The organism is Roseibium sp. (genome assembly GCF_039982295.1).
Taxonomy (GTDB): domain Bacteria; phylum Pseudomonadota; class Alphaproteobacteria; order Rhizobiales; family Stappiaceae; genus Roseibium.
Map to the genome: position 1 here is coordinate 162,877 of NZ_JBDWYP010000033.1, position 19,581 is coordinate 182,457.

Annotated in this window: 21 protein-coding genes; 9 read left to right on the forward strand and 12 right to left on the reverse strand. The window is 58.5% G+C overall.

Annotated elements, in window-relative coordinates; translation table 11 throughout:
* Position 1: 1 nt before the first annotated feature.
* On the forward strand, positions 2-757 hold the full coding sequence (locus tag ABJZ52_RS06005; RefSeq protein ID WP_348189616.1) for an SDR family oxidoreductase: 756 nt from the start codon (positions 2-4) through the stop codon (positions 755-757).
* Positions 758-799: 42 nt separating this feature from the next.
* Positions 800-2,203 carry a dihydrolipoyl dehydrogenase gene (gene lpdA, locus ABJZ52_RS06010; protein ID WP_348189614.1) on the forward strand — a complete coding sequence of 468 codons (1,404 nt, stop codon included), beginning with the start codon at positions 800-802 and terminating at the stop codon, positions 2,201-2,203.
* A 126-nt stretch (positions 2,204-2,329) separates the two neighbouring features.
* Here lpdA and ABJZ52_RS06015 read toward each other — a convergent pair whose 3' ends face one another.
* Complete coding sequence (locus ABJZ52_RS06015; RefSeq protein ID WP_348189612.1) at positions 2,330-2,749, reverse strand: helix-turn-helix domain-containing protein; 420 nt, start codon at positions 2,747-2,749, stop codon at positions 2,330-2,332.
* Between the two features lie 80 nt (positions 2,750-2,829).
* Between ABJZ52_RS06015 and ABJZ52_RS06020 the strand changes: the two genes are divergently transcribed.
* The gene (locus ABJZ52_RS06020) at positions 2,830-3,507 is read left to right on the forward strand and encodes a cation transporter (RefSeq protein WP_348189610.1); all 678 of its coding nucleotides are present in this window, start codon (positions 2,830-2,832) and stop codon (positions 3,505-3,507) included.
* 32 nt (positions 3,508-3,539) lie between these two features.
* Here ABJZ52_RS06020 and ABJZ52_RS06025 read toward each other — a convergent pair whose 3' ends face one another.
* From ABJZ52_RS06025 to fsa, 7 genes are all read right to left on the reverse strand, one after another.
* Entirely contained in the window at positions 3,540-3,764 is a 225-nt protein-coding gene (locus ABJZ52_RS06025; RefSeq protein ID WP_348189609.1) for a hypothetical protein, read from the reverse strand.
* Positions 3,765-3,881: 117 nt separating this feature from the next.
* Positions 3,882-4,100: a hypothetical protein gene (locus tag ABJZ52_RS06030; RefSeq protein WP_348189607.1), complete on the reverse strand. Its 219-nt coding sequence runs from the start codon at positions 4,098-4,100 to the stop codon at positions 3,882-3,884.
* 19 nt (positions 4,101-4,119) lie between these two features.
* Positions 4,120-4,530, reverse strand: a complete 411-nt coding sequence (locus ABJZ52_RS06035; RefSeq protein ID WP_348189605.1) for a serine/threonine protein kinase — start codon at positions 4,528-4,530, stop codon at positions 4,120-4,122.
* A gap of 193 nt (positions 4,531-4,723) precedes the next feature.
* Positions 4,724-4,951, reverse strand: coding sequence for a 30S ribosomal protein S21 (gene rpsU / locus ABJZ52_RS06040; protein WP_153770406.1), 228 nt, complete (start codon positions 4,949-4,951; stop codon positions 4,724-4,726).
* A gap of 190 nt (positions 4,952-5,141) precedes the next feature.
* The gene (locus ABJZ52_RS06045) at positions 5,142-6,062 is read right to left on the reverse strand and encodes a tyrosine recombinase XerC (RefSeq protein WP_348189763.1); all 921 of its coding nucleotides are present in this window, start codon (positions 6,060-6,062) and stop codon (positions 5,142-5,144) included.
* An 85-nt stretch (positions 6,063-6,147) separates the two neighbouring features.
* A complete protein-coding gene (locus ABJZ52_RS06050) occupies positions 6,148-7,473 on the reverse strand; it encodes a DUF1835 domain-containing protein (RefSeq protein ID WP_348189603.1) in 1,326 nt (441 codons plus the stop codon).
* 248 nt (positions 7,474-7,721) lie between these two features.
* A complete protein-coding gene (gene fsa / locus ABJZ52_RS06055) occupies positions 7,722-8,375 on the reverse strand; it encodes a fructose-6-phosphate aldolase (protein ID WP_153770408.1) in 654 nt (217 codons plus the stop codon).
* 296 nt (positions 8,376-8,671) lie between these two features.
* Here fsa and ABJZ52_RS06060 point away from each other — a divergent pair, with 296 nt between their 5' ends.
* From ABJZ52_RS06060 to ABJZ52_RS06085, 6 genes are all read left to right on the forward strand, one after another.
* The gene (locus tag ABJZ52_RS06060; RefSeq protein ID WP_348189761.1) at positions 8,672-10,846 is read left to right on the forward strand and encodes a primosomal protein N'; all 2,175 of its coding nucleotides are present in this window, start codon (positions 8,672-8,674) and stop codon (positions 10,844-10,846) included.
* A gap of 387 nt (positions 10,847-11,233) precedes the next feature.
* Positions 11,234-11,794 (forward strand): F0F1 ATP synthase subunit delta, encoded by a 561-nt coding sequence (locus ABJZ52_RS06065; protein WP_348189601.1) that lies wholly within the window; start codon positions 11,234-11,236, stop codon positions 11,792-11,794.
* Positions 11,794-13,323, forward strand: coding sequence for a F0F1 ATP synthase subunit alpha (atpA, locus tag ABJZ52_RS06070; RefSeq protein WP_348189599.1), 1,530 nt, complete (start codon positions 11,794-11,796; stop codon positions 13,321-13,323). Before ABJZ52_RS06065 ends, atpA begins: the two co-directional genes overlap by 1 nt.
* Positions 13,324-13,355: 32 nt before the next feature.
* On the forward strand, positions 13,356-14,240 hold the full coding sequence (locus ABJZ52_RS06075) for a F0F1 ATP synthase subunit gamma (RefSeq protein WP_348189597.1): 885 nt from the start codon (positions 13,356-13,358) through the stop codon (positions 14,238-14,240).
* A gap of 11 nt (positions 14,241-14,251) precedes the next feature.
* Complete coding sequence (gene atpD / locus ABJZ52_RS06080; RefSeq protein WP_348189759.1) at positions 14,252-15,685, forward strand: F0F1 ATP synthase subunit beta; 1,434 nt, start codon at positions 14,252-14,254, stop codon at positions 15,683-15,685.
* Positions 15,686-15,782: 97 nt separating this feature from the next.
* Complete coding sequence (locus ABJZ52_RS06085; RefSeq protein WP_348189595.1) at positions 15,783-16,190, forward strand: F0F1 ATP synthase subunit epsilon; 408 nt, start codon at positions 15,783-15,785, stop codon at positions 16,188-16,190.
* A 141-nt stretch (positions 16,191-16,331) separates the two neighbouring features.
* On the opposite strand, the gene ABJZ52_RS06090 is transcribed toward ABJZ52_RS06085, so the two are convergent.
* The 4 genes from ABJZ52_RS06090 to ABJZ52_RS06105 all read right to left on the reverse strand — a co-directional run bounded on the left by ABJZ52_RS06090 (position 16,332) and on the right by ABJZ52_RS06105 (position 19,523).
* On the reverse strand, positions 16,332-16,538 hold the full coding sequence (locus tag ABJZ52_RS06090; protein WP_348189593.1) for a hypothetical protein: 207 nt from the start codon (positions 16,536-16,538) through the stop codon (positions 16,332-16,334).
* 295 nt (positions 16,539-16,833) lie between these two features.
* On the reverse strand, positions 16,834-18,453 hold the full coding sequence (locus ABJZ52_RS06095) for a molybdopterin-binding/glycosyltransferase family 2 protein (RefSeq protein ID WP_348189591.1): 1,620 nt from the start codon (positions 18,451-18,453) through the stop codon (positions 16,834-16,836).
* The gene (locus ABJZ52_RS06100) at positions 18,450-19,148 is read right to left on the reverse strand and encodes an XdhC family protein (protein WP_348189589.1); all 699 of its coding nucleotides are present in this window, start codon (positions 19,146-19,148) and stop codon (positions 18,450-18,452) included. Before ABJZ52_RS06100 ends, ABJZ52_RS06095 begins: the two co-directional genes overlap by 4 nt.
* A 27-nt stretch (positions 19,149-19,175) precedes the next feature.
* The gene (locus ABJZ52_RS06105; protein WP_348189587.1) at positions 19,176-19,523 is read right to left on the reverse strand and encodes an XdhC family protein; all 348 of its coding nucleotides are present in this window, start codon (positions 19,521-19,523) and stop codon (positions 19,176-19,178) included.
* Between the last annotated feature and the right edge of the window lie 58 nt (positions 19,524-19,581).

Below are 19,581 nucleotides of genomic sequence, written 5' to 3' on the forward strand. Positions count from 1 at the left end.
GATGACCGAAGTTGTTCTCGTTACCGGTGGAAGCCGGGGCATTGGCGCCGCAGTTTGCCGTCGTCTGGCTAAAGACGGTCGCGCCGTTGTCGTGAATTACGCCGCCAACCGGGGCGCCGCGGACGCTCTCGTTGCAGAGATAACATCCACAGGCGGTACGGCCCGGGCCGTTCAGGGCGACGTGCAGAACGAAGCCGATGTGCTGCAGATGTTTGACGTTGCTGACAGTCTCGGCACGCTTGTCGGGCTGGTGAACAATGCGGGTGTTGTGGATCAGTCGCAGCGGCTTGACGAGATGTCCCTGGAACGGCTGACACGGATGTTCTCGATCAACGTGATCGGCTCGTTCCTCTGCGCTCGCGAGGCGGTCCGCCGCATGTCGACCCGCCATGGCGGCAAGGGCGGCGGTATTGTCAATCTCGGCTCTGCCGCCTCCAAACTCGGTTCGCCGGGCCAATATGTCGACTACGCCGCCGCGAAGGGGGCGATCGACACCATGACTGTCGGCCTTGCGAAGGAAGTTGCCGACGAAGGCATCCGCGTCAATGGTGTGCGGCCCGGCATCATCGATACCGAAATTCACGCCTCTGGCGGTCTGCCCGAACGGGTGGGCGACCTGGCACCGACGCTTCCCATGAAGCGTGCCGGCACCGCCGATGAAGTGGCAAATGCAATCATCTGGCTTCTTTCCGAAGATGCCAGCTACACGACTGGCGCGATCCTGGATGTTTCCGGTGGCCGCGCGATCCTCCCCTGATCCCGTTTGGGGTCGACTGAACAAAGGCAAAAGGCGACCGAAATGTCCCAATATGATCTTGTCGTCATCGGAACCGGCCCTGGTGGCTATGTATGCGCTATCAAGGCAGCTCAACTCGGCCAGAAGGTTGCCGTTGTCGAGAAGCGCGCCACCCATGGCGGCACCTGCCTCAATGTCGGCTGCATTCCGTCCAAGGCCTTGCTTCATGCATCGGAAATGTTCGCCGAAGCCGGCCATGGCTTTGAAAAGCTCGGCGTCAAGGTGTCGAAGCCGAAGCTCGACTTGCCGACCATGATGACGCACAAGCAGGATGTCATCGACGCAAATGTGAACGGTGTCGGTTTCCTTCTGAAGAAGAACAAGATCGATGCCCATCACGGCACCGGCAAGATCCTGTCCTCTGGCAAGGTTGAAGTCACCGCCGAAGACGGGTCCAAGTCTGTTCTGGAAACAAAGAACATCGTCATTGCCACCGGTTCGGATGTCATGCCTCTGCCTGGCGTCGAGATTGACGAGAAGCAGATCGTGTCCTCCACAGGCGCACTGGAACTGGAAAAGGTTCCGGGCAAGCTGGTTGTCGTTGGCGGTGGTGTCATTGGCCTGGAGCTTGGCTCTGTCTGGGGCCGTCTTGGCGCGGACGTGACCGTGGTCGAGTTCATGCCGAAGATCCTCGGTCCCATGGACGGTGACGTCTCCAAGAACTTCCAGCGCATGCTGAAAAAGCAGGGCATGGAGTTCAAGCTTTCGTCCAAGGTTACCGGCGTGACCAAGAAGGGTAAGGGTCTGGAAGTCACTGTCGAGCCAGCTGCGGGCGGGGATGCTGAAACCATTGCAGCCGACATCGTTCTGGTTGCCATCGGCCGCAAGCCCTACACGGAAGGCCTTGGTCTGGAAGAAGCCGGTGTTGCGCTCGATGAGCGTGGCCGCGTTCACACCAATGGTCACTTTGCCACCAATGTGCCAGGCATCTATGCCATTGGCGACGTTATCGCCGGTCCGATGCTCGCTCACAAGGCGGAAGATGAGGGCGTCGCCCTTGCCGAAACGCTCGTCGGCCAGAAGCCGCATGTGAACTACGACATCATTCCGGGCGTTGTTTACACCCAGCCGGAAGTTGCTTCCGTTGGCAAAACGGAAGAAGAGCTGAAGGCTGCTGGCGTCAAGTACAACACCGGCAAGTTCCCCTTCATGGCCAACGGCCGCGCCCGCGCCATGAATCAGACCGAAGGGTTTGCCAAGGTTCTGGCTGATGCGGAAACCGATCGGGTTCTGGGCGTTCACATCGTCGGCTTTGGTGCTGGCGAGATGATCCACGAGGCTGCTGTGCTGATGGAATTCGGCGGTTCATCCGAAGATCTTGGCCGCACCTGCCACGCGCACCCGACCATGTCGGAAGCCGTCAAGGAAGCCGCCATGGCGACCGCAGGCAAACCGATCCACTCCTGATCGGGTCTTTCCATTCTGAATTGAAAAAGCCGGGCAATGCTCGGCTTTTTTGTTGGAAGTGCTGGGGGGACGATTACCATTGGACGTTCATTCTGGAAGAGGTCTGAACGACGGCAGGGCGTCTCTTCAATGCTCGCCTTCGCACTGACCGTGATCGCCGAAGGCCTTCAGAACGTCGCAGTCGGCGATCGTGTGGTCGCCGCTGCAACTGTTGGCGATGCGTTCAAGTTCCGCCTCCAGCCGGCGCAGCTGGGAAATCCGGTCACGCACGGAAAGGAGCTGGTCTCGCGCAATTCTGTCGGCCTGGTCGCAAGGCTGATCCGGATGGCCACTCAGGTCGAGAAGTTCGCGTATGGCGCTCATGGGCAAACCAAGATCCCGGCCGTGCTTGATGAACCGCAGCCTCTTTAGATCTTTCTCACCGAAACGGCGCTGGTTCCCATCGGTGCGAATGGGGGCGGAAATCAGGCCTTCCTGCTCGTAGTAGCGAATCGTGGTGACCTTCACGCCGGTTTGCCGGGATAAATCTCCGATAGAAAAAGTCATGCTGCCTCTTGAACCTCCAGTCACTAGAGGAAGTACATAAGGTATCGAAACCGCAATTTCGAGATCTTGAGGAGAACCTGATGGGGTCCTGTTGTGACCATAAGGCGACGTTCGACGGGCTGTCGACGGACTACAAACGCCGCCTCTGGATTGTGATCGCCCTGAACGGGGCGATGTTTGTGGTGGAGATGTTCGCCGGCCATGCTGCCGGGTCGAAGGCCCTTCAGGCCGATGCGCTCGATTTCTTCGGCGACGCCGTCACCTATGGCATTTCGCTGGCCGTCATCGGCGCGTCCTTGAGGATCCGGGCGACCGCAGCTCTCGCCAAGGGCTTCAGCCTACTGCTTATGGGGCTATGGATCGCCGGATCAACGCTTTACCAGCTGCTGGTCCTTGGTGTGCCCGAAGCAAGCGTCATGGGCGCGATCGGTTTTCTGGCGTTGGCAGCCAACATCGCCAGTGTGCTGCTGTTGATGAAATACAAGGACGGCGACGCCAATGTCCGCTCCGTCTGGCTCTGCTCGCGAAATGATGCCATCGGGAATGTCGCCGTGATGCTGGCTGCGGTCGCTGTCTGGGTGACATCGACCGCATGGCCTGACTTGATCGTTGCGGCGCTCATGGCAACATTGTTCATCAGCTCAGCCACGCAGATATTGCATCAGGGACTAAGTGAGTATCGACATGATGGCCAGGCTGATCGCGTGAAGCTCGAACCGGACCCTCGACAAAAGCTCTGCAGGAACGGGCAGACTTGAGGCGAACAGGCCGACGTCACGCAGGCGCGCCGCTATCTGGCGGCGTCGCTCTTCAGCTTTGGAATGACCGTTATGTTGCTTGTGACCTCCATAGGCAGATCGTTGGTCGCAATCGCAACCTCAGGAACCTCGGTCGTCTGGGCAACGGTCATTTTGGTCTTGGTTTTGGCGGACTTCGACCACTCACAGGCCAGCGCCGGAGAAACGGCGAATGCGGCAAGGGCGAAAGCTGCAACACTTGTTTTAAGGCCACGCATGGGTCACCTCCATCGAGTGAGCACCGCACACCATAGCGCGGCTGACGTTAGGGTAGGCGAAATGCTGAAAAGTGCAAGGGGAAGACGACCTCCCGGTCTTGCATGCTTGAAGGCGGCCTACTGAAAATGCTTCAGCCAGGTGGCTGTGCGCTCCTGGTCCCGCTGGTCATAGGACCGCAAAGCCGCGTCCAGGTCCTCGCCTTCAGTCGCGACTTCATCATTTGCGATCAGGGTCAAACGCATCGTGTACCAAGCCGTTACGCCGCCGTCTGGCGGATTTGAGAACCGTGGGAACTGTAGGCCTTTGGCCTCGTCGTCCTTCCAGAAATTCGGCAAGTCAGGATCGGCGACGGCGTCAGGGCCGCTTCAGGGAATAAGATTTGAGGCGTTCGGGCTGTGAACCGTCATTGGTGATGTTGGTCACGAAAGCATCGAGGTTTTCGCCGATCTTCCTTACGTCAATGATCTTGCTGCTGAGAAAGCCGATGAGCAGGACCCGGAGCCCGCCACCATCGCGAAGCTCAGCCTTGGTCCAGCCCCACTTGCAATCACGGGGCGTGCATTTGGTGAAGGCCCGAATGCGCGCAAACACCTGGTCGTCCTGACATTTGGTCTCGATTTCGAGGCGGGAGAGTTCCTTGGGCGCAGCATCAGGATTGACCCAGATGCCGTGTTCCGGCAGAGGGCAATAGATCCGGGCTTCAGCGGAGGCGCCAAACAGGAAAAAGGCGGCAATGAAAGGCAGAAGAACAGCCAGCAAGCGCACGATCGCATCTCCTCGGCGGAGAGCCTGTTCTCAAAGCGTTAGGGAAACGTTAACGCCGCAGTGATGCTACCAAGGCGGTGCCATGAAGGCGATACTGCTGGGGGAGAGTGCGACCGGTTCCACGAAGGCAGTCGCCTCTAGCGTGGAACCCGATCGAATGTCTCGCAACAGGCGCGGGGCCTGTCGTGGCACTTTAGCGCTTGGCGCGTGCGCCCGGAGCCAAACCTTCGCGCTGAGCGAGCTTGCGCGCAGCCTTGCGGGCGCGGCGTACAGCTTCACCCTTTTCGCGGGCGCGCTTTTCGGACGGCTTTTCGTATGCACGGCGTGTCTTCATTTCACGGAAGACGCCTTCACGCTGGAGCTTCTTCTTCAGAACGCGAAGGGCTTGGTCGACATTGTTGTCTCGTACGAGGACTTGCAAGTTGTCTCCTTTGTCTGTTCTTGGCCGCTCCATGAAAATGACAACGAGGCCATAGGCAGAGGCAGCAGATATGGGCACGGCGCGCGAAGGGCGTGCCAGGAAGGCGCGACCCTATCAACATTTTCGCAGAATGCACCCCCCAAAGCGCAGAAAAGGTGCCCTCCGTGCGTTTTTTTGCCCGGCTTTGCATCTATCCGCGAGGGTGCGCCTTGTCATAGGCTTCAAGCAGGCGCGTTGCGTCGATTTCTGTATAGATCTGGGTGCTGGATAGGCTGGCGTGGCCCAGAAGTTCCTGGATCGTACGAAGATCACCGCCGCCTGCAAGCAAGTGAGTTGCGAAGGAATGGCGCAGAGCATGCGGCGTGGCGCTGTCGGGCAGGCCGAGCACGCCGCGAAGCTTCTCCATCGCCAGTTGGACGGCGCGCGGATTGAGCGGCCCGCCACGCACGCCGCGAAACAGCGGACTGTTTGCGGTGACGGCGTGAGGACAGAGCTTTAGATAGGCCTCGATCGACTCGGTCACGACTGGCAGGATCGGCACGATCCTTTCCTTGCCGCCCTTGCCAATGATCCGCATGCTCTTGGCGCCTTTCTTCGGCGCTGTACGGCCGGTCAGGGACAGGGCTTCGCTGATGCGCAGGCCGCAGCCGTATAGGAGTGTCAGCACTGCCGCGTTGCGCGCTTCGACCCAGGCTTCGGTTTCCATGGCCAGGTCGCCACTAATGACGTCAACCGCATCGCGCACCGCGACCGGCTTGGGCAGAGAGCGGGCCTGGCGCGGTGGACGAATTGCATCTGAGGCAGCCGCGTTTACTTCGCCGCGCTTTTCCAGAAACTTGAGAAAAGACCGGATACCGGCCATTCCGCGCGCTAGAGACCGGCTTTGAGCACCATCGCGCCGACGCCGGGCCATGAACCCCCTGAAATCGGAAGGCTTCAGATCTCGCAGATCGGCCAGGCCGGGTGGCCCGCCTAGGTGGCCGGCTAGAAACTGTAAGAATTGGCGCACATCTCGCTCATATGCGATCAGCGTTTTGTCGGCGAGACGGCGCTCGTCCGACAGGTGATCAAGCCAGCGGTTGAACCGGTCTTTAAGATCAGGACGAGCCATCGTCAGAAGTGCGTTAGCGCAGTCACTTGCGGGGAAGGTGGATGAAGGCATAAGCAGAGCCTAGCCTGCATCTCGAAGTTTTCAGTTAACGTGAGGGAGTTGTTCCCTGGTCTTTGGCGACCGGTCTTTGACGCTCACTGTCCCAACGCCAGTCCGGATCGGCAAAGCAGGTGATGCTGCCGTGGTAGCGAAGTCGTGCCCCGCAGCTCTTCCAGTCAAGCTGTCCGTTTAGAAGTTGGCGACCGATTTCGGTCAGGCCAAACTCGGTCTTTCCCCAGCCTTCTGGCGTGAGATCGAGCATCTGGCTTTCCAGTGCGGGCTTCTCCGCGTCTCGCAATCGAAGCAATGTGCCCAGGAACATCAAATCGCCGTGGTAGGGCAGGGGATCTATTTTTCGCATGAACGTGCTGAAGACCTTGCTCCATGCCATTGGTCCGTTGTTCAGGATTTGCAAACAGACGCCTTCGGTAAATGAAAGGCCGGTATGAAGATCTGGCAACTCCGCCAAATAGCGTGAAAGTGCACTCGCCAGAAACGGCAGGCTGTCAAACGATTGCTGGGAAAGTGCGTGCAGCGTGCAAGGATCTTTGGTGAGAAACGCAGCGGATGTCGATGCGGCAAGATCATAGGCAGCTTCTGGGACGGGTTGTCGTCCAGAGTACAAATGTCGGATGGCTGCTGGTGACAGTTGGCCGATGCCGATGAATTTTGAAATGCCTGGAAACCTGTCGAGGCTGACAAGCTCTACCTTGCGTTTGTCGGCACCAGTCTTGCGGAATTGATTCAAGATCTTGACCAGCAATAGCTGGTCATAGGGGTCATGCTCGAACCACAGGACAATCCTTGCGTAGTCTCCGGCAGCGGTCAGACGCGCTTCGGTCGCCAGGAGGTCCGAAAGTGCCTTGTCTTCCTCCTCGCCTGGGTACTCATCGGCAATAAACCGAGCGCGCGCGGGCAGGGCACCTGGCCCATCCGAAATCGGACCTTGGCAAACCGGATCAGGATACATCAGGAAATCGCCCGAAAAACCAGCGCGCTGCAGTGCTTGCTCGATGTCGTTGCCACATCTGATGTGGAGCGTTTGCAAATCGCTGTCGGGAGCTGGCGCTTCATGCTCGATCGCACGGCCTGCAGCTTCCATATTGACGACATGGGATTTGAGGGCGGGCCAGCTGGAAAGGCCTGCTTCCCTTGCGATGACAAATTGCGCATCGGCGAGTTTTAGTTTTTTGGTCTCTAGTGACTTGGCTTTGGGATGATTTGTGGCGAGGCGCGTCAAAGCCTCATCATCCCCGCTTCGAATGTCATCGCGCAGCACTTTGGCCAAGCGTCTTTGACGATCCAGGTTGAGGGAAAGATCGGTTTCGCTGAACAGCGGAAATTCCGCCGAATGCGGCGTTTCATCAGTCATGGTGACCCCCGGGCTCGGTTGTCGTCCAGTGTCCGCCTCTCCGGAACGAGCGGGAATCGAATGATGAAAGCGCTTATGCGCTCGTTGAGAACGGCGTGGAAGGCCTTTCCGCGGACCGGCGGCCTCACCGTAGGCCCGAAGCAGACGATAGATCTGTCTGGGCTGCGAAACAAGCTCTGGTTCGGGTGCTTCAAACAAAAAACGGCCCGACAAATGCCGGGCCGTTGAAATCGTTTGGGAGAGGGTTGTTAGACGATCTTTTGACCGGTCTTCGCCCAATCGGCCAGGAAGGCTTCCAGGCCCTTGTCTGTCAGCGGATGCTTGACCAGGCCTTTGAGCGTTGCCGGCGGAACCGTCGCAACGTCAGCCCCTATCAGGGCACATTCCTTCACGTGATTCGCCGTGCGGATGGAGGCGGCAAGAATCTCGGTGTCGAAACCGTAGTTGTCGAAGATCACGCGGATTTCGCGGATCAGTTCCATGCCATCAACGTTGATGTCGTCCAGACGGCCGATGAACGGAGAGACGTAGGTTGCGCCGGCTTTGGCGGCCAGAAGCGCCTGGTTTGCGGAGAAGCAAAGGGTCACATTTGTCTTGTGGCCCTTTTCCGTCAGCGCTTTACAGGCCTTGAGGCCTTCAAGGGTAAGCGGCAGTTTGATGACGACATTGTCGGCGATCTTCACCAGTTCGGCCGCTTCGCTCATCATGCCATCATAGTCGGTAGCAGCCACCTCTGCGGAGACATCACCATCTGTGATCTTGCAGATCTCGGCGATGACTTCCTTGAAGTCGCGGCCGGATTTGGCGATCAGCGACGGGTTGGTGGTCACGCCGTCAAGCAGGCCGGTGGCGGCCAGTTCCTGGATCTCGGCGGTCTCTGCAGTATCGACGAAAAACTTCATGGGCTTGTGCTCCCTGGTGTGTGCCCGTTAAAGGCACGGGCCGCCGACCGTATTTCAATTGTTGAATCGGGCGACGATTGAATCTCTGATCCCGGTCTCTTTACCGTAGGATGAGGTTCAGAAGAACCCCTGATTCGATTTGGCGGGATTCTTTTTGGGGTACGTACCTCATTTCAAGGTGGGCTGTCCGGGGAAACTGCGGGTTTGCCGCACGGGGTCCGAGGAGCGGCATTTTGTGCCAAACCGCAACCGGCATTTGAAAGAAGACGCGCGTGCTGTTTGAAGACGATCCGGCGATGAAGGAAACGATTGCGAGTGTGTTGGTGCCGGTGGCCGTGCCCGGGCCCTACACCTATCGGGTTCCGCAAGGGGTCACGGTCGTGCCCGGGTCAATCGTCAAGGTTCCGCTCGGGCCGAGAGAAGTGCTCGGCGCCGTCTGGGATGGTGAGCCGGATGCAGCAATCAATCCCCAAAAGCTGAAGCTGATCAGCCACGTTTTTGAAAATGCCAGGCCGGTTGATGACGAGCTGCGCCGGTTTGTCGATTGGGTGGCGAACTGGACGCTTTCACCGCCGGGCATGGTTTTGCGCATGGTTTTGAGATCGGAAGAGGCGCTTCAGGAAGAGCCGCCGGTTCCGGGCTTGCGGAAGTTGGAGGGCCGAGCCCCTGAACGGATGACGCCTGCCCGTCAACGTGTTCTGGATACCATGCAGGAGGGGCTCGCCTGGACCAAGAGCGGCCTTGCGCATGCAGCGGGTGTCAGCTCTTCGGTGATCGACGGCTTGTTGCAGCAGGATGTGCTGGAAGTGGTGTCGCTGCCCGCCGCGCCGCCGTCGCCCAAACCTCAGGTCGATTTTGCCGAGACAAAGCTCGTGCCGGCCCAGCAAGTTGCCGCAGACGGGCTGGTCGCAAGTTTCGACAAGGGGTCGGCTGTATCGTTGATCGATGGGGTGACGGGATCGGGTAAAACGGAAGTCTATTTTGAGGCCATCGCAGAAGCATTGAGACGCGGCAAGCAGGCGCTGGTTCTGCTGCCTGAGATCGCATTGACAGAACAGTTCTTGCGTCGTTTCGAGCAGCGCTTCGGAACCTATCCTGCCGAATGGCATTCGGAGATCACAACGAAAAAGCGGGGCAGGACCTGGCGTGGCGTCGCGAATGGGGATGTTCGCGTCGTGATCGGCGCACGCTCCGCCCTGTTCCTGCCCTTCGTCGACCTCGGCCTGATCATCGTCGATGAAGAGCATGATGGTGCCTTCAAGCAAGACGACAGGGTTCCCTACAACGCGCGCGACATGGCCGTGGTGCGGGGGCACCTGTCACGATTTCCTGTGGTGCTGGCTTCGGCGACGCCTTCGGTCGAGAGTCGTGTCAATGCCGACCTCGGGCGCTACACCCGGTTCGAACTCCCGGAACGGGCATCCGGTGCAGCTCTGCCTGAACTTCGCGCCATTGATATGCGCACAAATGGTCCGGACCGGGGGCGTTGGATCGCACTCGAGCTGTTGGAGGCAATGAAGGAGACCTTTGCCGATGGTGGGCAGTCGCTTCTCTTTCTGAACCGACGCGGATACGCACCTTTGACCCTTTGCCGGACCTGCGGGCATCGATTCCAGTGTCCCCACTGCAGTTCCTGGTTGGTGGAACACCGCTTCCAGAACCGTTTGGTCTGCCATCATTGCGGTCATTCGGAAACGGTTCCCAAGACCTGCCCATCCTGCAATGCAACCGATTCTCTCGTTGCCTGTGGGCCAGGTGTGGAAAGAATCGCCGAAGAGGTAGAAAGCCTATTTCCTCAGGCGCGCACGCTCATTCTGTCGTCGGACTTGCCGGGCGGGCCGGAGCGTTTGCGACGGGAAATGAAGGTCGTTGAAGAGGGGGGAGCGGATATTGTTATCGGAACACAGCTTGTCGCCAAGGGGCACAACTTTCCGAAAATGAAGCTGGTGGGGGTGATCGATGCTGATCTTGGGCTTGCTCATGGCGATCCCCGTGCGGCGGAAAAAACCTTCCAGCTCCTGGCGCAGGTAACGGGTCGCGCCGGGCGCGTCACCGGAGGAGGGCGTGGGTTCCTGCAAACCTATTCGCCGGATCATCCTGTGCTGAAGGCCTTGATGTCTCAGGACCGGGACGCTTTCTATGCCGCGGAAATCGAGGCGCGCAGGGCTGCCGGATTGCCGCCTTTCGGCCGTCTTGCGGCCCTTGTCATCTCCGGGCCGGACAAAATGGCAGCTGAAGGATACGCCCGTGCGCTGGTTCGTGCTGCGCCCAACGAGGGGGCGGTCACGCTCTTGGGTCCTGCGGAGGCTGCACTGGCAATGGTGCGAGGCCGCTATCGCTTTCGCCTGCTTATGATCGCGCCTCGCCAGTTCGACCTTCAGGGCTATATCAGGCATTGGCTGGCCAATGTGCCCAAGGCGACGAAGGGGCTCAGGGTCCAGGTCGACATCGATCCGCAGCATTTTTTGTGAGCACTACATCCCTTCCCGTTTCTCTCCGCCACACAAGGCTTGGTGCCACAGAGACAGGTTGAGGATGGCAAGGAGCTCCATGTCTGCCGTCGTTTGAGACCTGCGAGTCCGACTGCTTGCGGCCTACCGATACGAAAGAAGGCCTAGCCGGTTAAACATTGAATGGCTTGGGTTTTTGGGTGTCATTGGCAAAAAACACTACGGAATCCGCAAGAACCGCCTTTTGGCGAAGTTGCACACGCCGAAACCCTGTGCTAATTGAGGCGCGGCTTAGGGGGAACGGTTCTGCCGTATCACCTTGTGACCCTGAATTCACTAATTATTCCAAAGGCTTGCTTCCAATACTGGTTTGCAGGGCTTCGGAATGCGTCAGAGAGCTCGGACCTGGTGACTGACAACGTATCTCTCGTATCCGGCGTGGCTAAGCGTTATGCGTCCGCCCTCCTCGACTTGGCCGAGGAAACTGGTGTGACCGCCGATGTGGAGCGCGATCTTGGCAACTTCGAGGGCTTCCTCGCGGAAAGCCCTGATCTCGACCGCCTCGTAAAAAGCCCCGCTTTCAGTGCTGAAGAGCAGCTCAATGCGCTCACGGCACTTCTCGACAAGGCTCAGATCTCTGGCCTTGCCGGTAACTTCGTGAAGCTGGCAGCCCGTAATCGGCGCCTCTTCGTGCTTCCTGACATGATCAAGGCCTTCCGGGTCCTGCTTGCTGAAAAGCGTGGCGAGGAAACGGCGGAGGTCGTTTCGGCAGCTGAGCTGTCCGATGATCAGGTTACTGCCCTGAAAGAGGCGCTTTCGGCGTCTTCGGGCAAGTCCGTAAATATCTCGGCGAAGGTTGATCCTGCTCTGATCGGTGGCCTTGTGGTCAAGGTCGGCTCCCGCATGATCGATACGTCGCTGCGTACCAAACTCAATTCCCTCAAGTTCGCGATGAAAGAGGTCGGCTGATGGATATTCGGGCCGCGGAAATTTCCGCTATCCTCAAGGACCAGATCAAGAGCTTCGGCCAGGAAGCCGAAGTTTCTGAAGTTGGTCAGGTGCTGTCCGTCGGTGACGGTATTGCTCGTGTGTATGGTCTGGACAAGGTTCAGGCTGGTGAAATGGTCGAGTTCCCGGGCGGTGTCCGGGGCATGGCTCTGAACCTGGAAAGCGACAACGTTGGTGTCGTTATCTTCGGTTCTGACCGCGGCATCAAAGAAGGCGACACGGTCAAGCGGACCGGCGCAATCGTTGAAGTTCCGGTTGGTAAGGCTCTGCTTGGCCGCGTTGTCGATCCGCTCGGCAACCCGCTGGACGGCAAGGGTCCTATCGAGGCAACTGAAAAGCGTCGCGTGGACGTCAAGGCTCCCGGCATTCTGCCGCGTAAGTCTGTTCACGAGCCGATGCAGACCGGCCTCAAGGCAATTGATGCGCTGATCCCGGTTGGCCGTGGCCAGCGTGAGCTTGTCATTGGTGACCGTCAGACCGGTAAGACCGCGATCATCCTCGACACCTTCCTGAACCAGAAGCCTCTGCATGCAGGCGACGACGAAGATGCAAAGTTGTACTGCATCTACGTTGCTGTCGGTCAGAAGCGCTCCACGGTCGCTCAGTTCGTGAAGACCCTGGAAGATGCTGGCGCGCTGGAATACTCCATCGTCATCGCCGCAACCGCATCGGACGCAGCGCCGCTGCAGTTCCTTGCGCCGTTTGCCGGCTGTGCGATGGGCGAGTTCTTCCGCGACAACTCCATGCATGCCGTGATCGGTTATGACGATCTGACCAAACAGGCTGTGGCCTACCGTCAGATGTCCCTGCTGCTTCGTCGTCCGCCAGGGCGTGAAGCTTTCCCTGGTGACGTTTTCTACCTTCACTCCCGTCTGCTCGAGCGTGCGGCGAAGCTGAACGAAGACAATGGCTCCGGTTCCCTGACCGCTCTGCCGGTCATTGAAACCCAGGGCAACGACGTTTCCGCGTTTATTCCGACCAACGTGATCTCGATCACCGACGGTCAGATCTTCCTTGAAACCGATCTGTTCTACCAGGGCATCCGCCCGGCTGTGAACGTTGGTCTCTCGGTTTCCCGCGTGGGATCTTCCGCTCAGATCAAGGCGATGAAGCAGGTTGCTGGTCCGATTAAGGGTGAACTTGCCCAGTATCGTGAAATGGCCGCTTTCGCCCAGTTCGGCTCCGACCTTGATGCCACGACCCAGCGCCTGCTGAACCGTGGTGCGCGTCTGACTGAGCTGTTGAAGCAGCCTCAGTTCTCGCCGCTCAAGACGGAAGAACAGGTCGCGGTCATTTACGCTGGCGTGAACGGCTACCTCGATAACATTCCGGTTGATCGTGTCGGTGACTTCGAAGGAGGCCTGCTACTCTTCATGCGTGGCGACCACAAGGAACTCCTGGATGCGATCTGGGAAAAGAAGGCGCTTGACGCTGATCTGACAGAAAAGCTCAAGGCTGCGCTCGACGCGTTCGCCAAGAACTTCGCCTGATCACGCAACCGGGATAAGGAGCAGGGGCGGCCATGCCGAGCCTGAAGGACTTACGAAACCGCATCGCTTCCGTGAAGGCGACGCAGAAAATCACCAAGGCCATGCAAATGGTGGCCGCGGCGAAGCTGCGTCGTGCTCAGGAAGCTGCGGAGGCTGCACGGCCCTATGCGGAACGCATGGAGCAGGTGCTTGCCAACCTTGCGGTTGCTTTTGAAGGCCGCGATGACGCCCCGAAGCTGATGTCCGGTACAGGCAATGATCAGGTCCATCTCCTGGTTGTTGCCACAGCGGAGCGCGGTCTTTGCGGCGGCTTCAACACGAACATTGCAAAGCTCGCACGCGACAAGGCGCGCAGCCTCATTGCTGAAGGCAAGACGGTGAAAATCCTCTGCGTCGGCAAGAAGGGTTTTGATGCCATCAAGCGCGAGCTTGGCCAATACGTTATCAAGACGATTGAGCTGCGCGGTGTGAAGAATGTTGCATTCTCCAATGCGGATGAGATCGGCGCAGAGTTGCTGTCGATGTATGCCGACGGTGAATTCGATATCTGCACACTGTTCTACTCCAAGTTCGAATCTGTGATTGCGCAGGTTCCGACTGCTCAGCAGCTGATCCCGGCAGACCTGCCGACAGAAGCTGCCGGCGACGATGACGGAGCCGCAGCTGTCTATGAGTATGAGCCTGATGAAGCAGAGATCCTTGAGGATCTGCTTCCGCGCAACATCTCCGTTCAGGTCTTCCGGGCGCTGCTTGAAAACGCAGCTTCGGAGCAGGGTGCGCGTATGTCCGCGATGGACAACGCGACACGCAACGCTGGCGATATGATCGACAAACTGACGATCAGCTATAACCGTCAGCGCCAGGCACAGATCACGACGGAACTGATTGAAATTATCTCGGGCGCTGAAGCGCTCTGATCGGATCGAGGATTAGGGATATGGCTGACAAAAAAGTCGGACGGATCACCCAGGTCATCGGCGCCGTTGTCGACGTCAAGTTCGATGACCACCTGCCGCTGATCCTGAACGCTCTTGAAGCAGACAACCAGGGCACACGTCTTGTGCTCGAAGTTGCTCAGCACCTGGGCGAAAACACGGTACGCACCATCGCGATGGACTCCACCGAGGGTCTGGTTCGCGGCCAGGAAGTTGTCGACACGGGCTCAGCTATTGAGGTTCCGGTTGGCGATGGCACCCTGGGCCGGATCATGAACGTGATCGGTGAGCCGGTGGATGAAGGCGGCGAGATCAAGCACGACGCAAAGCGTGCGATCCACCAGGAAGCTCCGGAATTCATCGAGCAGTCCACCGAAGCTGAAATCCTGGTGACGGGCATCAAGGTCGTTGACCTTCTCGCGCCTTACGCCAAGGGTGGTAAGATCGGCCTGTTCGGCGGCGCCGGCGTTGGCAAGACCGTTCTCATCATGGAACTGATCAACAACATCGCTAAGGCGCACGGCGGTTACTCCGTTTTCGCCGGTGTTGGCGAGCGGACCCGTGAAGGTAACGATCTTTACTGGGAAATGATCGAATCCGGCGTGAACAAGGAAGGCGGCGGAGAAGGCTCCAAGGCAGCCCTGGTTTACGGCCAGATGAACGAGCCTCCCGGAGCCCGTGCCCGTGTTGCACTGACCGGTCTGACCATCGCTGAAGATTTCCGCGACAAGGGCCAGGACGTTCTGTTCTTCGTGGACAACATCTTCCGCTTTACCCAGGCTGGCTCCGAAGTGTCCGCACTTCTCGGCCGTATCCCGTCTGCTGTGGGCTATCAGCCGACACTTGCCACCGACATGGGCGGCATGCAGGAGCGGATCACGACCACGCACAAGGGCTCGATCACATCTGTTCAGGCCGTTTACGTGCCTGCCGATGACTTGACCGACCCGGCACCTGCTTCGACCTTTGCTCACTTGGATGCAACGACGGTTCTGAACCGCTCGATCGCGGAAAAGGGCATCTACCCGGCTGTGGATCCGCTCGACTCCACGTCCCGTATGCTCAGCGCCAACATCATCGGCGAAGAACACTACGAGACGGCTCGTGCGGTTCAGGTGACCCTGCAGCGCTACAAGGCTCTTCAGGACATCATCGCCATCCTTGGCATGGACGAACTGTCTGAAGAAGATAAGCTGACGGTGGCACGTGCTCGTAAGATCGAGCGCTTCCTGTCCCAGCCGTTCTTCGTTGCTGAAGTCTTCACCGGTTCTCCGGGCAAGCTCGTTGCTCTGGAAGACACCATCAAGGGCTTCAAGGGCCTCGTCGACGGCGAGTACGATCATCTTCCGGAAGCTGCCTTCTACATGGTCGGCTCTATGGACGAAGCGATCGAAAAGGCTCAGAAGCTGGCTGCGGAAGCTGCCTAACATTCTTTTGGACCGGGCGCAGACACTGCGTCCGGTTCAGCCGCTTTGATGGCCGTTTTGGCTGTCGACTAAACAAGACTGACAAGGAAGACGCCAAATGGCTGACTTATTCCAGTTCGAGTTGGTCTCGCCGGAGCGCCAGCTCCTGTCCGAACAGGTTCTTGAGGTCGTTGTACCGGGAACCGAAGGCGAGTTTGGCGTTCTGAAGAACCACAGCCCGTTCATGTCCACCATCAAGCCGGGCATCCTGAAAGTCCGCAAGGAAGGTGGCGCGTTCGACGAATATTTCGTACGCGGCGGTTTTGCCGATGTTGCGAATACGGGTCTGACCATCCTTGCCGAGCAGGCAACGCCAGTGTCTGAAATCAGTGCCGATGATCTGGCTGTCCAGATCAAGAACGCTGAAGAAGATGTTGCTGATGCCAAGGGCGACGATGCGAAGCAGAAGGCAGAGCAGGCGCTCTCTCACCTGCGCGACGTTGCCGAGGCTCTCAAGGCCGCCTGATCCGGCTGATAAATGTTTCCCTCTCTTTGAGGGACTTGAAAACGCGGCCCTCGGGCCGCGTTTTTTGTTTGTGCATTCGGGCAAGAAAAAACCCGGCCGGAGCCGGGTTTGAAAGTTCAAGGTTGCGTGTGTTGCAACTGATCAGGCAGCGATGCGCTTGAACGAGGTGTTCATGCCGCCACCACGGTTCCGGCGGCGTTCTTCCGGCGGAATGTAGACGATCGAACGGTGGTCTTCGCAATAGGAGACACCTGGCTCAACGCGGTTCGAGCACGGAAAGGTATAGTTGCCGGCATCGCCTTCAGCCCATTTGCAGCAACCGGGACGCGGGAGGCTCAAGTCACTCATTGGAATTTCCTCTTTTATAGTTCTCTAGACGCGACAAAAGCGCTCGAGCATCCAGAAACTGGATCCGAACAGCGAGTGTCGTTTAACGGATGTACGCCCTGCTCGGGACAATGAATGACCGGACCCTATGAGCCCTGAGAGCAAACGCAAAAGATAGATAAGTCTGGCGTCACAAAAATGCAATACGAAAGCGCACATGGGAGGCCTGCAAAATGCGCATAACTACTTGAGTAGTTAAGATGCGCTCCCGCAACTGCGATGATTTGTCTTTATTATTGTTATTTTTCAATCGTATTTACGATTTGTTTACAGCTTGGGAAGCTTCACGATACGAAGCAAGTGCTTCGGGTGTGTCCAGATCAATCCGGGCTGCGTCGCCGATATCGATCTCACGGAGCAAGTGGCTGTTCTCGGCAATGACATGTCGTGCGCCTATGTCGCCATGCAGTTTCATGAGGTCCGGGAAAAAACGTTTGTCCCAGAGCACCGGGTTACCCCTTTTGCCACCGGCACTTGCCGCCACGATCAGGGTCGAGGAATCGCCAGAATAGGCCGCGATCATGTCCTGAATGATCCGGGCGTTGATGCCGGGCATATCACCGAGGAGAATGACAGCTGCATCGATGTCCGGTTCGAGCGCCGAGATGCCCGCGCGGATGGACCCGGCCATCCCGTCTGCATAATCGGGATTATGCACCTGCGTGACAGTCATTCCGTCGAGACATTCGGCGACTTCGTTTGCCATATGTCCGGTAACGACAATGGTTTGGCCAGGGGCCGCCTCATAGGCCGCTTGGGCAGCATGAGCGACCAGCGGCATTCCGTCGACTGGTTCAAGGAGTTTGTTGCGCGCTCCCATGCGGCTTGATTTGCCTGCAGCAAGAACAATGGCACCGATCTTCGGGGTCTTGCTGTGTTCTGTCTTTTCCCGCGGCTGGGGACGTGATCCGATCTCCATCAGCAAACCTCCTACGCCAAGCCCGGAAATATCCTCCGGGCGGACCTCGATGTCTGCAAGCAGCCTATCGAGAATCCAGTCAAAGCCGTTTTCCTTCGGGCTGCGCGCGCAGCCAGGGGCCCCGATCACCGGCACGCCCTGATGGTCTCCAAGAAGCAGCAGATTGCCCGGATCCACGGGCATTCCGAAATACGTCACGCTTCCTCCGGCCACCTCAATGGCGCGCGGAAGAACATCTTGCCGATCGACAACCGCAGATGCGCCGAAGAGAACGAGAAGATCGGCACCACTTTCCCGCAGGCGCTTCATGGCCGCGGCGACAGCCTCGGGAGCGTGTGCAACCCGCTCCTCGCCAACAATCTGACTGTTGCTCGCACTCAGCCGTTGCTCGAGAACCCGCCGGGTCTTGTCCATGGTTGCCGGCTTCAGGTGGTCGAGTTTGGTCGCAACAAGCCCGACCTTTCGGCTCCGGAAGGGGGCTATTCGCAACCCGGTCCGGATGGTTTTCTCCGCTTGAGCAAGGAGGTCGCCGGGCACTGCGAAGGGAATGATCTTTGCGGTGGCAACCATCCGGCCCTCAGCCACTTTCTCATGTGCCGGGAGCGTGGCAATGGTGATGGCAGGGTCGATCCGGTTCATCTGATTGATCGCAGATGTGTCGACGATCAGCAGCCCTGCAGCTTCCGCATAGAGGTTGACCCGGCCGGTGAAGGGCGTGTCGCACGACAGGTGGCCGCCGTTGCAGGCGGTGGCGATACGCTCGGCGGCAACATCCTCACCTACATCGTCTGGCAAAAGCTGCGCGACCACGATCTCCTCTATGCCGGCAGCTGTCAGGGCTTCAATGTCCTGGGCATTCAGCACACGCCCCTTCTTGTAGGTCGCCGTCGGCAGTTTGGTGCTATGCGCGAGAATGCAGCCTACGGCATCGCGCGTCGGGACGGGGCCAAAGATCATTGGCGGCCATCTGCCTCCTTGCGCAGCGCGAAAATGACGTTGCCCAGAACGGCAACAGCAATTTCCGCAGGAGAAGCGGCGCCGATATCAAGGCCAATCGGAGCGTCGATACGCTCGATCTGTGCATCGCTGAGGCCGGCCGCCTTGAACCGCTCAATCCGTTTGCCGTGGGTTTTGCGACTGCCAAGGGCGCCGACGTAGAAACAGTCGGACTTCAATGCCTCGATCAGGGGAATGTCGTCGATCTTGGGATCATGGGTGACGGCGGCAACGGCGGTATAGGGATCGAGTGGTGTCTCCTTGAGAACATCTTCCGGCCATTCTGCCTTGAGGGTTCCACCAGGAAAACGCTCTTCGGTGGCAAAAGCGGTGCGCGGGTCAACCACAGTTACGTCAAAACCGGCAATTTCGGCCATGGGCACCAGCGCCTGGGAAATATGAACGGCACCGATGATCATGAGTCGCGGCGGCGGAACATTGACGGTCAGAAAGGCCGAGGTGCCACCGTCCAGATCAACCATGCCTGATTTGCCGGAGCGAAAACGGCGTTTGAGTTCTTCCTGCAACGGATCGGTAGAATAGTCAGCGCTCCGCAGGATTAGTCGTTGGGCACCTGTGTCGATGTCCGTCACCAGAATGGCGGCCCGCCGCTCGGAACGTTCCTTGTTGAGGGCGGTTAGGAGGAAAAAATCCATCAGAAGACTTTCATGCAGGCGGCAGTTTCAGGCGGCGGAAGGTCTGACCGGTTCGACATAGACGCGAATGCGTCCGCCGCAGGACAGGCCCACCTGCCAGGCGGTTTCATCTGCGACCCCAAATTCAAGCACTGTCGGCTTTCCGCTATCGATTACGTCGATGGCTTCGGACACAACAGCGCCCTCGACGCAGCCGCCGGATACGGATCCTTCGAAGTTTCCTTGGTCGTCGATCACGAGGTGGGAACCGACGGGTCTTGGTGCCGAGCCCCATGTCTCGACAACGGTTGCCAAGGCAACATTGCGCCCGGAGGCCTTCCAGTCTTCTGCGGTCGCCAGAATATCCAGTGGCGTCGTCGTGCTGTCAGAAGTCATGCATCGGCCTCCTCTCCATTGCCTGATGAATATAAGCAGAACTGACGGGCAAGGAAGA